Annotated in this window: 9 protein-coding genes; 3 read left to right on the top strand and 6 right to left on the bottom strand. The window is 68.6% G+C overall.

Annotation, left to right across the window (positions count from 1 at the left end; all coding sequences use genetic code 11):
* Positions 1-41: 41 nt before the first annotated feature.
* Positions 42-932 carry a beta-lactamase transcriptional regulator PenR gene (gene penR / locus AC3IFE_RS34930; RefSeq protein WP_301738232.1) on the top strand — a complete coding sequence of 297 codons (891 nt, stop codon included), beginning with the start codon at positions 42-44 and terminating at the stop codon, positions 930-932.
* Positions 933-1,415: 483 nt separating this feature from the next.
* Here the strand turns inward: penR and AC3IFE_RS34935 are convergent, their stop codons facing one another.
* The 3 genes from AC3IFE_RS34935 to AC3IFE_RS34945 form a co-directional block, all read right to left on the bottom strand.
* Entirely contained in the window at positions 1,416-1,667 is a 252-nt protein-coding gene (locus AC3IFE_RS34935) for a hypothetical protein (protein WP_006482135.1), read from the bottom strand.
* Between the two features lie 96 nt (positions 1,668-1,763).
* On the bottom strand, positions 1,764-3,986 hold the full coding sequence (locus tag AC3IFE_RS34940) for an amylo-alpha-1,6-glucosidase (protein WP_489195035.1): 2,223 nt from the start codon (positions 3,984-3,986) through the stop codon (positions 1,764-1,766).
* 155 nt (positions 3,987-4,141) lie between these two features.
* On the bottom strand, positions 4,142-9,739 hold the full coding sequence (locus tag AC3IFE_RS34945) for an autotransporter domain-containing protein (protein WP_489195037.1): 5,598 nt from the start codon (positions 9,737-9,739) through the stop codon (positions 4,142-4,144).
* Between AC3IFE_RS34945 and AC3IFE_RS34950 the strand changes: the two genes are divergently transcribed.
* Positions 9,738-9,866, top strand: coding sequence for a hypothetical protein (locus AC3IFE_RS34950; protein WP_256979760.1), 129 nt, complete (start codon positions 9,738-9,740; stop codon positions 9,864-9,866). The genes AC3IFE_RS34945 and AC3IFE_RS34950 overlap by 2 nt on opposite strands.
* Before the next feature lie 585 nt (positions 9,867-10,451).
* Here AC3IFE_RS34950 and AC3IFE_RS34955 read toward each other — a convergent pair.
* On the bottom strand, positions 10,452-11,111 hold the full coding sequence (locus tag AC3IFE_RS34955; RefSeq protein ID WP_089470292.1) for a YdcF family protein: 660 nt from the start codon (positions 11,109-11,111) through the stop codon (positions 10,452-10,454).
* A 188-nt stretch (positions 11,112-11,299) separates the two neighbouring features.
* Entirely contained in the window at positions 11,300-12,334 is a 1,035-nt protein-coding gene (locus AC3IFE_RS34960; protein ID WP_301738236.1) for a rod shape-determining protein, read from the bottom strand.
* A gap of 271 nt (positions 12,335-12,605) precedes the next feature.
* Here AC3IFE_RS34960 and AC3IFE_RS34965 point away from each other — a divergent pair, with 271 nt between their 5' ends.
* On the top strand, positions 12,606-15,014 hold the full coding sequence (locus tag AC3IFE_RS34965) for a patatin-like phospholipase family protein (protein ID WP_301738237.1): 2,409 nt from the start codon (positions 12,606-12,608) through the stop codon (positions 15,012-15,014).
* A 60-nt stretch (positions 15,015-15,074) separates the two neighbouring features.
* Here AC3IFE_RS34965 and AC3IFE_RS34970 read toward each other — a convergent pair whose 3' ends face one another.
* Positions 15,075-15,701 (bottom strand): FMN-dependent NADH-azoreductase, encoded by a 627-nt coding sequence (locus AC3IFE_RS34970; RefSeq protein ID WP_489195091.1) that lies wholly within the window; start codon positions 15,699-15,701, stop codon positions 15,075-15,077.
* Positions 15,702-15,872: the final 171 nt, after the last annotated feature.

The following is a 15,872-nucleotide window of genomic DNA, read 5'->3' on the forward strand; positions in this document are numbered from 1 at the left end:
CGACAAGCAACGATAATTGAGCGCTGACAAAAGAAATTCTTATGACTAAGCTCCGCCCTCATCTTCCGCTCAATGCGTTGCGCGCGTTCGAATCGTCGGCGCGCCACCTGAACTTCACGCGCGCCGGCCTCGAGCTGAGCGTGACCCAGGCCGCCGTCAGCCAGCAGGTGCGCTCGCTCGAGGAGCGGCTCGGCTGCGCGCTGTTTACGCGACTGCCGCGCGGCCTCGGGCTGACCGACGAGGGCCGCGCATTGCTGCCGGTGCTGAGCGACGCGTTCAGCCGCATCGAGACGGTGCTCAAGCAGTTCGACGGCGGCCGTTTCCACGAGGTGTTGACGCTCGGCGTCGTCGGCACCTTTGCCCTAGGCTGGCTAATGCCGCGGCTGAAGCAGTTCGGCGACACGCACCCGTTCGTCGAGCTGCGGCTGCGGACCAACAACAACGTCGTCGATCTCGCCGCCGAGGGCCTCGATTTCGCGATCCGCTTCGGTGAAGGCAACTGGCCCGCAACACGCAACGAGCGGCTGCTCGATGCGCCGCTCACCGCGCTGTGCACGCCGGACATTGCACGGCGCATCGCGCGGCCGGTCGATCTCGCGAACGAAACGCTGCTGCGCTCGTACCGCACCGACGAGTGGCTCGGCTGGTTCGACGCCGCGCAGCTCGAACCGTGGGCCGTCAACGGGCCCGTGTTCGATTCGTCGCGGCTGATGGTCGAGGCCGCGATGCAGGGGGCGGGCGTCGCGCTCGCACCCGCGTGCATGTTCGCGCGCGAACTGCAGCTGGGCCAGCTCGCGCGGCCGCTCGACATCGACGTGCGCGCGGGCGGCTACTGGCTCACGTCGCTGAAATCGAAACCGCTGACGCCCGCGATGACGCTCTTTCGCGACTGGATCCTCGTGGAAGCGGCCGGCGCGGCGGCGGCCGGGTAACGCGGCCTCGCTTGTCCACAGAAAGTGTTGGCAAGGATGTGGATATCCTGGGTACCCGGAGCCTAAGCCCTTGATCCCGCACGCATTAGCGTGCCGGTGCACGCGGCGGGCAGCCCCGGCGCACGGGCCTCGCGCACGCATTGCCCGCCGATCGGATCGTCAACCATGGCGACGCAATCGATTGCAAGTTGTCCACAGATTTTGTTGGCAAGCCTGTGGATATCCGTCAGATCGGACGCGTAACATCTTGATACACAAGGGGATTCGATTCACGGACCTTGACCGGTCAATGGTGTGGCACCGGAACGGTTGCCGAACCGCACGCCGTGCACGTGCGACGCGCCCGGCCCAAGGCCGGGCGGTTCTCCACAGATTGTGTTGGCAAGCTTGTGGATATCCTGCGTATCGGGCACCTAACTGATTGAGCGCACGGGGTTTTGTGCCGCGTCCGCCGAATCGGGCAGCGCGTGCGCCGCCCTTGCATCAGTGACGGTCGAGGCCGCCGCGCAATTCGCTCGCCTTGTCGCGCAGCGCTTCGTAGCCCGAACGCGCATGCTCGGGCAGATCGGGATCGCCGATCAGCGCGCCGAGCGTTTCGATCAGGCTGAACAGGATGCCCTTCGCCGCGCCGACCGCGATGCTCTGCGATTCGATCGACTTGTGCAGGTGGTCGACCGCCGCTTCGAGATTCTCGAGCTTGTGCTCGCCGTCGTCGGGCCGGTTGTCGGTCGTCATCGTCTACCTCCGCCATCGTTCAAGGGTCATGTCACGATTCTATGCCGCCGCGCGCGAACGTGGCGCGACATCGCGCAACGTTCGCGCGGCCCCGCGCTACAGCACCGCGACCACCTGCACGCGGCCCGGCTGCTCCGCCGCCGCGATGACCTGGCCGTCGACCCGGCGGAACGTCAGCGACACGGTTTCGTCGCCGACGCGCAGCGCATCGATCCGCAGCCAGTCGACGCCTTCCGGCAAGGCCGGGCGCTCGACGCGCACCTCGCGGCGCGACGCGTCGATGCTCACGCCGAGGCACGCCTGCAGCATCATGAACGGCGCGCCGGCCGCCCACGCCTGCGGCAGGCAGGCCACCGGATACGCGGTCGGCGGTTCGCCGCGCCGGCGCGGGAACCCGCAGAACAGCTCCGGCAGGCGCATCTCGAAGCTCACCGCCGCCTCGAACAGCGCACGCAGCAGATTCACCGCGGCCGTCTTGTCGCCGTAGCGCGCCAGGCCGCGCGCGATCAGCGCATTGTCGTGCGGCCACACCGAACCGTTGTGATAGGCCATCGGGTTGAAGCGCGGCTGGCCGGCCGCCAGCGTGCGGATGCCCCAGCCCGTCTGGAACAGCGCCGAGCCGAGCACGCCGGCAACCGCCGCGCCGCGCTCGGCGTCGGGCAGCCCGAACGCCAGCAGGTGGCCCGCGTTCGATGCGAACACACGGCACAGCTCGCCATGACCGTCGAGCGCGATCCCGTAGAAATCGCCTTCCGGCATCCAGAACAGCGCATCGACCTGCTCGCGCAGCGTCTTCGCGCGCAACGCGTAGCGCGTCGCATCGGCCGCATGGCCGCGCCGGCGCGAGCACGCCGACATCGCGTCGAGCGCCGCGCACGCATAGGCCTGCACTTCGACGAGCGCGATCGGCCCGTCGGGGAAACGGCCATCCGCGTGGAACACCGAATCGTGGCTGTCCTTCCAGCCCTGGTTCGCGAGGCCGCGCTCCGACGTGCGCTGGTAATCGAGCAGCCCGTACGGGTTGCGGTCGCACTTGTCGATCACCCATTGCGCGGCGCGCTCGAGCGCGGGCCATAGCTCGTCGATCAGCGCATCGTCGCCGGTGCGTTCGGCATAGGCGCCCGCGAGCACGATGAACAGCGGAGTCGTATCGACGCCGCCGTAGTACAGCGCGAACGGCACCTCGCCCGTCGCGGCCATCTCGCTGCGGCGGAACTCGTGCATGATCTTGCCGGGCTCCGCGTCGCGGAACGCGGAGGTCTCGCGCGCCTGATGCTCGGCGAGAAAACGCAGCACGCCGCGCGCGAGCGACGGCTGCAGCCACAGCATCTGCAGCGACGTGATGATCGCGTCGCGCCCGAACGGCGTCGAGAACCACGGAATGCCCGCATACGGATACGGCCCCGTGTCGAGCTGCGTCGTGAGCAGCCCGAGGTCCGCGAGCGAACGATCGAGCCAGGCGTCGAACAGCGGATTGCCGGTGTTCACGCGCGCCATCGATTCGCGCCGTGCGCGCATCTCGCGATGCACGCCGACGAGCGCGGTGCGCAGCGCGACGCGGCCGCATCCGGGCCCTTCGGCCTCCGCGGGCCCGAGCGTCGCATCGACGGTCAGGTAGATCGACACGCACGCCTGCGCGGCGATCGTCAGCGTGTAGTCGGCGCGATCGACCGACAGCGCGTCGGGCGCCGGCGAGAAATGCACGGTCACGTTGCGCTCCACGCTGTCGAGACCGTCGTAGCGCAGCCGCACCGCGCCCGCGTCGACGCGCGGCGCACCCACCGTGCCGCGCTTCGGCCGCCGCGTGCCGCGCACTTCGAACATGTCCTTGAAATCGGCCGCGAACGACAGCGACAGCGGCACCTCGGCTTCGCTCGCGCCGTAGTTCGTCAGCGTCAGCGCTTCGTACAGCACGTCGCCCGCGAGCACGCGCATGCGCTCGATATGGATCACGCCCTCGGGCGTCTCCTTGCCGCCGAGCGGCGGCAGCGGGCGGTTCGTCAGGTGCGCGGTGAACGACGCGTTGTCGGCGCTCGTCGCGCCCGACAGCAGCGACGGCGCACGGCCGCCGAACGTCAGGCGCCAGGTCGACAGCACGCGCATGTCGTCGACGAACAGGCCGTCGTCATGCCCGCCGATGTCGCCGAGCGCGTCGCTGACCACGAACGCGTCGCCGGATTTCAGTACGTACTGGTTGTTGCGCGCGAGGACCTGCGGATCGGCTTCGGGCGCGATGAAGGCGGGACCCGACGCGGGGGTCGCGGCAATCGGCGCGACTTGCGGCGCCTGCGTCGTCGTGGCTTCGGCGTGATTCGGCATCGATGCTCCTGTGTCGAGGCGCAACGCGCGGCGCGCGTCGCGTGTTTCGCACAGGATAGGCCAGAACGGCGAACGTGCGCAGCGACGAAACGGCCGCGGCGCGAGACGACGTTGCTTCGTCGCCTCGCGCCGCGTACGGCCACGTCAGTTGCCGGTCAGAATTTCCACAGGATGTTGCCGAGGATCGCGTTGTCGCGCACGCCGCTGCCGTATTGGCCGCTGTACGTGAGGCCGAGCGTCAGGCGCTTCGTGAGGTTCGCGTCGATGCCGGCTTCGAGCACCGCGCTGTCGCGAGCAATCGGCACGCCCGACACCTGGAACGACGTGCCGCCGTTCGCGAACGTGAACGCCGACGACGGCCGCACGTTGCCGAACGCATGCCGCCAGCCGACCGTCCCGCGCGCGGTGAACGTGCCGCTCGCGATCGAGCCGAGCTGCGACGCCGCACGCAAGCCGAGCGTCGAGAAGCCGACGTGGGTCGTCTCGCCGCCGGCGCGCAGCGCGGCCGCGCCGCCGGTTTCCGTATAGCCGTCGGTATGCAGGTTCACGTACGCGAGGCCCGCGAACGGTTCGATCGCGACTGGCCCGACCGGCAGCGCGTAGCCGACTTCGCCGAACACCTGCGCCGAATTCGCGTCGTAGCCGGCCGAATCGTGATCGGAGAAGCCCGCGAAGCCCGGATAACGGTCGCTGTTGATCCGATACCACGTGTACGACGCGCCGCCGCGCACGCCGAGCGCGCCATACTGTGCGCCGCCGTACAGCGACACGTAGTAGCTGTTCACCGCTGCCGACGAACTCTGGTCGTTGTCGAGCGAGCTGTGCGTGACGCCCGCGGCCAGACCCGCGCGCCACTTGTCGTTGAGCGCCATGTCGGCGCCGGCGATGAAGCCCGTCATGCTGCGGTTGATCGACGACGCGTTGCCGTCGCCCGCGAGCCGGCTGCGGCCGCCGAACGCCTGCCCCCAGACGACCGGCTGGTAGGGCGTCCCGCCGTAGCACCCGGCGCGCGAACCGATCCGGCGCTCCGGCGGCAACGTCGGATCGACCGCGCCGGCCGTGTTGTCGCCGCACAGCGCGGCGCCGCCCGACGACAGGGCCGCGAGCGGGCCCGATCCGGGCGCGAGGCCCTGACGGACGCGATCTGTCACCGCGTCGCGCACATAGCGGCTGTCGAGCAGCAGCATGCTTTTCAGGCTCGCCTGCAATTCGCTGCCGAGCAGCCCGTACGCGCGGCGTGCGGTCGGCGCGTCGGTCGTCAGCACCGTGTCGTACAGCGGATTGCCGCTGCCGAGTGCAGCCACCGCGGTCGCGACCGAGCGCTGGTTCGGGGTCGTCGCGACGTCGGGCAGCGACGTGCCGTTCTGCGCCAGTTGCAGATACACGTGACCCGGATCGTAGCGGAGGGTCGGCGTCAGGAACGCGTAGTTCGCGCTCACCTGGGTGAACGCGCCCTGCACACCCGACGACGCGCTCAGGATCGTGTATGTCGTGCCCGGCTGATAGGTGCTCTGGTTCGCGAGCACCTGCACGGTGCCGCCGTTCAGCGTCGCCGTGCCGCTGGCCGCGAGGCTGCCGCTTTGCTGCGGCGTAGCGGCGACCTGGAACGTCGAACCCGGCTGGAACGTGACGTTGCCGCCCACGTTGAGCGCCGCGCCCGGTTGCGTGGCGGCCGCCGTCGCGCCGCCCTGCACCACGAGGCCGCCGATCGTGCCGGTGCCGGTCACCGTCGCGCCGCTCTGCACGGTGACGGTCGACTGGCCGAGCGAACCGTTGACGGCGAGCGTACCCGCGCCGACCGTGGTCGGACCGCTCAGCGTGCTCGTGCCGGTCAGCGTCAGTTGCCCGCTGCCGGCCTGGGTCAGCGAGCCGGTGCCGGACAGCACGCTCGCGATCGTCACGTTGCCCGATTGATTGACCACCAGCGCACCGTTGTCGACGACGTCGCCGGCCACGCTGCCCGACGTGCCGCCGTTGCCGAGTTGCAGCGTGCCGCCCGCCGCGATCGTGGTGCCGCCCGTGTACGTGTTGCTACCGGTCAGCACCTGCGTGCCGCTCGTCACCGTCACGCCGCCCGAGCCGCCGATCGTGCCGCCGAACGTGCTGCTGCCGCTGCCGTTCAGCGCCAGCGCGTTCGCACCGAGAGTCACGTTCGTGCCGGCCGCACCCGACAGCCCGCCGATCGTTTGCGCGCCGGTCGCACCGCTCACGTCGAACGTCGCACCCGTGCCCGCGAGATTCACCGCGCCGGTCGATGCGAGGCTGCCGCCCGCGCCGATCGCCAAAGTCCCCGCGTTGATCGTCGTGCCGCCCGTATAGGTGTTCGCGCCGGTCAGCGTCGTGGTCGCCGCACCGTCTTTCACGAGGCTGCCCGCGCCGGAAATCGCCCCGCCGAGCGCGAGGCTGTTGCTGCCCCCCAGCGTCAGCGCGGCGCCCGTGCCGAGATCGACCGCGTTGCCGACCGACAACGCGGCATTCGTATCGAGCGTCGCCGCGCCCCCGACGGTCAGCGCGCCGGAACCGAGCGCCCCGCCATTGCCGAGCACGAGGCTCCCGCTATTGAGGTTCGTGCCGCCGGTGTAGACATTTGCGCCGGTCAGCGTCTGCGTGCCGGTGCCCGCCAGCGTCAGACTGCCCGTGCCGCCGATCACCCCGCCGAACGTGCCGCTGGCCGTGCCGCCCAGCGTCAGTGCGTTGCCTCCCAGGTTGACGTTCGTTCCCACGCCGCCCGACAGCGCGCCGAGCGTTTGCGCGCCTGTCGCGCCGCTCAGGTCCAGCGCCGCGCCCGCACCGGCAAGGTTCATCGTGCCGGTCGAGGCCAGGCTGCCGCCCGCGCCGATCGCCAAAGTCCCCGCGTTGATCGTCGTGCCGCCCGTATAGGTGTTCGCGCCGGTCAGCGTGGTGGTCGCCGCACCGTCCTTCACGAGGCTGCCCGCGCCGGAAATCGCCCCGCCCAGCGTGAGGCTGTTGCTGCCCGCCAGCGTCAGCGCGGCGCCCGTGCCGAGATCGACCGCATTGCCGACCGACAACGCGGTATTCGTATCGAGCGTCGCCGCGCCCCCGACGGTCAGCGCGCCGGAACCGAGCGCCCCGCCGTTGCCGAGCACGAGGCTGCCGCTATTGAGGTTCGTGCCGCCGGTGTAGACATTTGCGCCGGTCAGCGTCTGCGTGCCGCCCCCCGCCAGCGTCAGGCTCCCGGTGCCGCCGATCGTGCCGCTGAACGTGCCGCTGGCCGTCCCGCCCAGCGTCAGCGCGTTGGCGCCGAGGCTCACGCTCGTGCCCACGCCGCCCGACAGCGCGCCGATCGACTGCGCGCTGCCCGCGCTGATGTCGAACGCGGCGCCCGGGTTGACCAGGTTCACCGTACCCGTGGACGACAGGCTGCCGCCCGCGCCGAGCGCGAGCGTGCCGGCATTGATCGTCGTGCCGCCGGTGTACGTGTTCGCGCCGGTCAGCGTCGTGGTCGCGGCGCCGTCCTTCACGAGGCTGCCCACGCCGGAAATCGCGCCTCCGAGCGTGAGGCTGTTGCTGCCGCCCAGGGTGAGTGCGGCGCCCGTGCCGAGGGTGATCGCATTGCCGACCGACAGGCTCGTGGTCGTATCGAGCGTCGCCGCGCCGCCGACACTCAGCGCCCCGGTGCCCAGCGCCCCGTTGTCGCCGAGCACGAGGCTGCCCGCGTTCAGCGCCGTGCCGCCCGCATAGGTATTCGCGCCGGACAGCGTCAGCGCCGCGGCGCCGTTCTTCACGAGACCGCCGCCACCCGCGACCACGCCGCCCATGCCGAGATCGGTGCTGCCGCCGAGCGTCAGCGTCGTGCCCGTCGCGATGTTGACGCCGTTCGCGAGCGACACGTTGGCAGTCGCATCGAGCGTCGACGAACCGTTGACATTCACCGCGCCGAGGCCGAGCGACGTATTGCTGCCGACGACGAGGTTGCCGCCGTTCAGGTTCGTGCCGCCCGTGTACGTGTTCGTGCCGGTCAGCGATTGCGTGCCGCTGCCCGACAGCGTCACGCTGCCGGACCCGCCGATCGTGCCGGCATAGGTCGCATTGCCACTGCCGTCGAGCGTCAGCGAATTGGCGCCGAGGTCCACGTTCGTGCCGGCCGCGCCGGCCAGCGCGCCGATCGTCCGAGCGCCCGACGCAGCGCTCAGGTCGAACGTTGCGCCCGCACCGGTCAGATTGACCGTGCCGGTCGCGGACAGGCTGCCGGCCCCGCTCAGCGCGAGCGTGCCGCTGTTGATGGTCGTGTCGCCCGTATACGTGTTCACGCTGCTCAGCGTCGTGGTTGCCGCGCCGTCCTTCGTGAGGCCGCCGCTTCCGCTGATCGTGCCGGTCAGGCCGAGATCGTTGCTGCCGCCGAGCGTCAGCGTCGAGCCGGTCGCGAGATTGACCGTGTTGGCGAGCGTCACGTTCGTGTTCGCGTCGAGCGACGCCGACGCGTTGACGTTCAGCGCGCCGGTGCCGAGCGCCGAATTGTTGCCGACCACCAGGCCGCCGGCATTCAGGTTCGTGTCGCCCGTGTAGCTGTTCGCGCCGGACAGCGTCAGCGTGCCGCCGTCGTTCTTCGTCAGCGCACCGCCACCCGACACCGCGCCGGACAGCGTCAGCCCGGTCGCGCCCTGCACCGTCAGGCCGCCCGCGCCAAGCGACACGTTGTTGGACACGTCGAGCCCTGCCGTGCCGGCCTGCAACGCACCGCCGTTGCCCGTGACGGTACCGGTGCCGAGCGACGCGTTGTCGTTGATGATCGCCACGCCGCCCATCAGCGTCGCATCCTGCGCGGTGGACGCGCCGTTGATCGTCCAGTTGCCGCTCGTGACGTCGAGGTGATTGAAGTTGATGTAGTTGTTGACCGCGATCGTGCCGTTCGCCGCGACGCCCTGCTGCAGGTTGAGCGTATTGTTGCCGCCCGCGCCGCCGTCGACGACGCCGGTTGCCGCCACGCCGAGCGTGACCGGGCCGACCGTGATGTTGAACGCGACGCCGGTGCCGCCGGCCGTGTTGACCGCCGAGCCCGTCACGGCATTGAACGTATTCGTGCTGTTCGCCCCCATCGACACGCTGCCGTTGATCGTGCCCGAGTTGGTGAACGTATTGCCCTGCCCCGGTGTGCCGCTCGAACCCAGCGACACGCGACCGGTGATCGTTCCGCTGTTCGTCATGTTGACCGTGCCGCCGCCGTAGGCGGCGACCACCGGCGCATCGGCGCCAGTCAGCGTCGCACCGACCAGTGCGGAGGAGCCGATCGTACCCGTGTTCGAAATGGTCGACGTGCCGCCCGTGCCGTTTTGAACCGCCAGCGCCATGCCCGTCACGCCGCTGATCGCGACGCCGGTCGTGCCCTTCATCGTGCCGTTGTTGGTCACGGTCGTGGTGCTCGCCGCCGCGTTCCCGACCACCGCACCGCTCGACAGCACGCCGAGCCCCGAGCCGAGCACCGACGGGTCGATCGTGCCGTTGTTGGTCAGCGTGACGTTACTGCCGGTCAACGACATCGCCGTGCCGCCGACGCCCAGCAGCACGCCGACGCTTGCACCGGGATTGACCGTCGCGTTCACGTTGTTGGCGCTGTTCGAATAACTGGGCGCCAGCGGATTCGCGACGCCGGAACAGGTCACCGTGGTGCCCGCCGTGCTGCAGACCGCATAGGCGGGGACAATGCCCGCGCCCGACAGCGCCAGAAACACGCCGGTGGGCAACAACAGTCGCGGAAACGGCTCAATCGCTTTTCTCTGACGGACAGGGTTCATGCTTTCCCTCTTTATTGATTTCGGATTTGGTATTGGTATTGCGGCCGCAGCGAACGGCACGCAGCAGAAAATCGCGGATAAAAGCGTCCTCCCCGGCAATCGCGATGCGCTGTCGGTTTATTCGTGATGATTTTTTGATCGGCCCGGGAATGCAGCTGCGAAACTAGTCGAATGACATGTTGGCGGCCCCTGGTTTATGCAGCGACTTTCTGGTTGATTTGATTACTACCCGCTTTCGTCAGACTAGGCTATATCAAACCCAAACCGTTTTCCAGTCGATATTTTCCCATCGGATCAATGGCCGACGATTATGTACTTTTTTTACTTTCTGACAGATACGCAGCAATGACACGCGACACGCTCTCCGCCGGCTTTCCTTGATTTTTCGCAAAGAAAACGGCCGCACCGCATCGGTGGAAACACCGATATATCGCCCTGATTCAATACACGCGGATTTTGCGGCGCAATATTTTTACCGCGATGAATGATCCATTCAGATAATCCACATCCACTTAATTAATCGATCGGATCCGGATTATGGAACTGTCGGCGAAATTGTTTTGATTTTTCGACTCGCAAGAAATCTGAAACGCGAATCGTTATTATTTATTTGGTGCCGATGAAATTCGCGCGGCCGGCGCGAGACGACAGGAAACCGGAGAAAACAACGAAACCGCCCGCACCGGAAGCGCACGCTTGCGGGCCGCCCCCGTCACGAAAACAGGCGCATCAGATAAAGCATCGGCCGAAACGAAACCGGCCGCGCCTCGGGATTCACCCACAACCGCACCGCATACACCGCGTAGGCCGGCACCTCGCGCCAGCTCGAATAGACATCGCGCCACTGGAAGCGGCGCGGATACGCGGCGGAGATGTTCGACGGCGCAATGCCGACGCGCTCGAACGCGAGGCGCGCCCGCGCGAGGTGGTAATACTGGCTGACAATCAGCACGCGCGACAGGCGATGCGCGCGCAGGTAGGCCAGCGTGTGCTGCGCGGTCGCGAGCGTGTTGTCGCCCTGGTCGTCGACGGCGATCCGGTCCGCCGGCACGCCGCGCGCCACGAGGTAGTCGCGCATGGCCGTCGCCTCGTTCAGCCCTGGGCCGTCGATCGCGCCGCTGACCAGAAACGCCGGGCACTGCCCCGCGCGGTAACAACGCACGCCGACATCGAGCCGGGCCGCGAGCACGGGCTTCGGCGCGCCGGTTTCGTCGAGCGCGTTGCCGAAGATCACGGCGACGTCCGCCGGGGCGCTCGGCATCCGCATGCCATGGACAACGATCGCGGCCGCCGCCGCGGCCCAGGCGCACGCGACGACGGCCAGCACGCGGCCGGCCCGGGCCGCGAAGCCCCGTTTGGTTCGATGTTTCAAGGTATTCGGTCTCTCAGGTGTCGTCGGGCGCGTCGGCCGGCCCGGCCCCGAACGGGCGCGTCACGCTAGCACGGCGCGCCCGCGCCTGTCCATGCGACGGACCGATGCCGGCCAGGCGGGCCGGCCCACCGAGAGATCGAAAGAATGTGAAGGCGTGCGCCGGGCCGCGGCCGGCAGCGCCGCCCGGCTCAATCGGCCGGGCACATCGCGAGCCGGCCCATCGCCTCGCCGGCGCCGCGCACCGCGCAGGTGGCCGGCTCGTCGGCGATCCGCGCGACCAGCCCGGTCTCGTCGTACAGCAGCCGTTCGAGGTCGGCGAGCAATGCGCCGCCGCCGGTGAGCACCACGCCGCGATTCGCGATGTCGGTCACGAGTTCGGCCGGCGCGTTTTCCAGCACCGACTTCACCGCGCCGATCACCTGCTTGAGCGGCGCGGCCAGCGCGTCCGCGACGTCGTGGTTGGACAGTTCGACCGAGCGCGGCAGGCCGTCGCCGATGCTGCGGCCGACGGCGCGCGTCGACGTGCGCGGCACCGCGCTGGTGGCCGAGCCGATCGTCTTCTTCACGTGCTCGGCCGTCTGTTCGCCGAGCAGCACGCCGTACAGGTTGCGGACGTGGTTGACGATCGCCGCGTCGAACTGGCTGCCGCCGACGCGAATCGCCTCCCGGTACACGATGCCGCCGAGCGCGATGACCGCGACTTCGGTCGTGCCGCCGCCGATGTCGACGACCATCGAGCCGACCGGCTCGGTCACCGGCAAACCCGCGCCGAGCGCGGCCGCCAGCGATTCCTCGATCAGTTCGACCTCCGATACGCCGGCCGCGAACGCGGCCTCGCGGATCGCGCGGCGCTCGACGGCCGTCGCATCGGACGGCACGCACAACGTGACCTCGACCCGGCGGCTGAAGCGCGAACGGGTGCGCGACATGTCGATGAAGCTGCGGATCATCTGCTCGGCCGCGTGCGCGTCCGCGATCACGCCGTGCCGCATCGGCCGCACGGCTTCGAGATGCCCCGGCTCGCGGCCCAGCAGCGCCTTGGCGAGCTCGCCGACGGCCTCGAGCGTCGGCCGCGCGTCGCTCGCGCCGCCCTTGCGGAAGCACACGACCGACGGCTGGTTCAGCACCACGCCGCGTTCGTGCGTATAGATCCGCGTACTCGCCGTTCCCGGGTCGATCGCAACGGGTTGCGCAAACAACTTTCCGAACAGCGGTGTCGACATATCAAACCTTTGTGAGGGAACGGGCCGGGACAGCCGCGCCGCACATTTTGCCGCGCGTCCATACCGCCCCATCACGAGCTTAGCGGCAAATCGTTCCGATACTTTAGGCAATTCCGATGATTTTTTCGCGACGGAAACGCCGCATGTGGCGTTTCGGGCACGTCCGGCCCTGCAACGGCCGCTCGCGTCGGGCCTGTAAAACACGGTAATCTCTCGGTCTTGCCTGCTCCCGGCAGGCCTCAGACGCACGCTTACGCCAGGTATGTTCACCATGACAGCGACCGTTTCCTTCCGCTGGGCGCCGGTGCGCCCGCTCTGCACGACGCTCGTTGCCTTCTGGTGCTGCACGGTCGCCGCGCAACCGCTGCCGGCCGCCGAACCCGCCGCCCAGACCGTCGCCGCAGCCGCCAACGCGCCGGCGGCTCGCGCGCCCACCGCACCCGCTGCGGCGGCGCACACCTGCACGGCCGACGGCGGCCCGGCCGGCCGCCCGTCGATCGGCCTCGTGCTGTCCGGCGGCGGCGCGCGCGGCTACGCACACCTCGGTGTCCTGAAAGTGCTGGAGGACAACCGGATTCCGATCGACTGCATCGCGGGCACCAGCATGGGCGCCGTGGTCGGCGGCCTGTACGCGAGCGGGATGGCGGCAGACGAGATGCAGAAGCGGCTGTCGGAGGTCAACCTGGCGGATATCGCGTTCGACGTGACGGACCGCGCGGACCTGCCGCAAACCAGCCGCGAAGACGAACGCCTGTACATCAACGGGCTGACGCTCGGCTTCGGCAAGAAAGGCGTCAAGGCGCCGGTCGGCCTCGTCCAGGGCAACCGGCTGCAGGCGCTGCTCGCGAACTGGACGGCCGCCGTGCCGACCAACCAGCCGTTCGACCAGTTGCCGATCCCGTACCGCGCGGTCGCGACCGACCTGCAGACGGGCCAGATGGTCGTGCTCGACCACGGCTCGCTGCCGCTCGCGATTCGCGCGAGCATGGCGATGCCGGGCCTGTTCGCGCCGGCCGAGATCAACGGGCGCGCACTCGTGGACGGCGGGCTCGTCAGCAACCTGCCCGTCGACACCGCGCGGCAGATGGGCGCGAACGTCGTGATCGCCGTCGACATCGGCTCGCCACTGCGCCCGCTCGACGCGCTCGCATCGCCGGCCGACGTGATGCAGCAGATGGTCGGCATCCTGATCCGCCAGAACGTGACCGCGCAACGCAAGCAGCTCGACGCGCGGGACGTGCTGCTCACGCCGGACCTCGGCGCGCTCGCGTTCACCGATTTCCAGAACGCGAAGCAGGCGATCGCCGCCGGCGAGATCGCCGCGACCGCGGCGCTGCCGAAGCTGCGGCGGTTCGCGCTCACGCCGGAACAGTACGCGGCCTACCGGTCCGCGCACGCGCAGCCGCTGCCGCCGCCGATCCGGATCACGCGCATCGACATCAAGACCAGCGGCGGCGTGCCGAAGCGCGTCGTCAGCAACGCGCTGCACGTGAAACCCGGCGACATCTACGATCCAAAGACCGTCAGCCAGGATCTGCTCGGGCTCACGACGGGCGGCAACTTCGAGAGCGTCACGCAGCAGATCGTGAGCCGCGGCGACGACAACGTGCTCGAGATCGATGCGCGCGAGAAGTACTGGGGACCCAACTTCCTGCTGTTCGGGCTCGGCATGTCGAGCAGTTCGACCGACGAGGGCGGCTTCCGCCTGCACGTCGGCTACCGGCGGCCGTGGCTCACGGAGTCGGGGCTGGAATTCCGCGCGGACACGACGATCGGCAGCGACCTGCAGTCGGCGCGCGTCGAATTGCGCCAGCCGCTGTCGATGGCCTACGGCGTGTACCTCTCGCCATACGCGGAATACCAGCGCCGCTACGCGAACCTGTACGACGACTCCGGCGACGTGAAGATCACGCAATACCTGATGCAGACGGCGCGCGCCGGGATCGACCTCGGCCTGCCGATCGCGCGGCTCGGCGATTTCCGGGTCGGCCTCGGTTACGTGACCGGGCACGGCTCGCCGACCTACAACCTGCCGTTCGACGACGGCAGCGGCCAGGCGCTGCTGTGGCCGAGCTTCACGTCCCAGGCACTGATCGCGCGGGCGCGGCTCGTCATCGATCAGCTCGACGATCCGATGTTCCCGCGCAAGGGATATTTCGGCGAACTGCGGGTCGAACGCTCGCTGGTGTCGCGCAACGGCGGCTCGGCGCAGGAATTCGCCGACGGGATCAGCAACGCGCCTTATACCGAGATCTACGGCAAGGCGATGATCGCGCAACAGTTCGGCCGGCACAGCGTCAGCGCGACGATCGAAGGCGGCAAGAGCATCGGCGGCACCAACCTGATCAACGCGTTCAACTTCACGCTCGGCGGCTTCCAGCATCTGTCCGCCTATGCGGCCGATCAGCTGAACGGCAACGAGCTCGCGTACGGACAGATCACGTACATGAACCAGTTGATGACGTTCAACGCGTCGCCGATCAAGGCGCTGTCGGTGGGCGCCAGCGCGGAAGTCGGCAACGTGTGGTCGAGCGGCCAGAAGATCGGCGGCGGCGCGCTCAAGCAGAGCTACACGTTCTTCACGAGCCTGTCGACCGCGTTCGGGCCCGTCTATATCGGCGTGGCGCTCGCGCCCAGCGGCCGACGCAACTTCTATCTGCAGCTCGGCCGCACCTACTGAGCATGCGCGGATGCCGCTTCGGCGGCATCCGTGCGGCCATGGTCGCCGTGGGCGTTCCGTTCAGAAATCGGCAGCCATCGCGATCGCCTGCGCTTGCGCCCGCTCGATGCTTTCGTGCGCCCTCGCATTCCACGTGTGTTCAACGGTCAGGTTTCTGACCTCGTTCACGCCGATGAGCTTCAACCAGAATTCGATGTAATCGGCCTGATGCCCGAACCCGGCCCGGCCGGCTCGCCCCGCGCCGGTTTCCTCGCCCTGCCCGCGCACGTGGATCACCAGTGCCCGGGGAATCTCGAGCAACGGGCCGTAGGACGCGCCGTCGAACGTGAAGAGCATGTTCCGCTGGCTGACGAGATCGATCAGCTGCTTGAGCTTGTACGGATAGCCGAAATTCCACATCGGCACGCCGACGACGATCCGGTCCGCCACCTGAAACCGCTTCGCGAGCGACTGGATGCGTCGCCAGACCGACTGCTCGGCGGCATTCATCGGTTCGTTCGCGACGCCTTTGTACTTTGCGCCGATCGCATGGCCATCGAACTCCGGCAGGTTTTCCTCCCAGACATTCAGCGTATCGACGTCGATCGGCGTACCCGCGTTGCGGTACGCGTCGACAAACGCATTGGCGACAGCGATCGACGCCGACCTGGCGCCGCGCGGGGAAGACACGATATTCAGTAATCGCATGATGCGTGACCCGACAAGACATACATGAACGATGGACGGCATGCGCGGCCGCCCGGCTTCGCTGCTGCGTCGCAGGCCGGCTGCTTGCGATGGCGCCGGCCAACCTGCCCGAATAGTTGCAATTGCAATCGTAATGCACAACGCCGCGGTCGTGCAACGAATCTTCAGACG

Source organism: Burkholderia sp. APQ4-4ca, assembly GCF_057837105.1.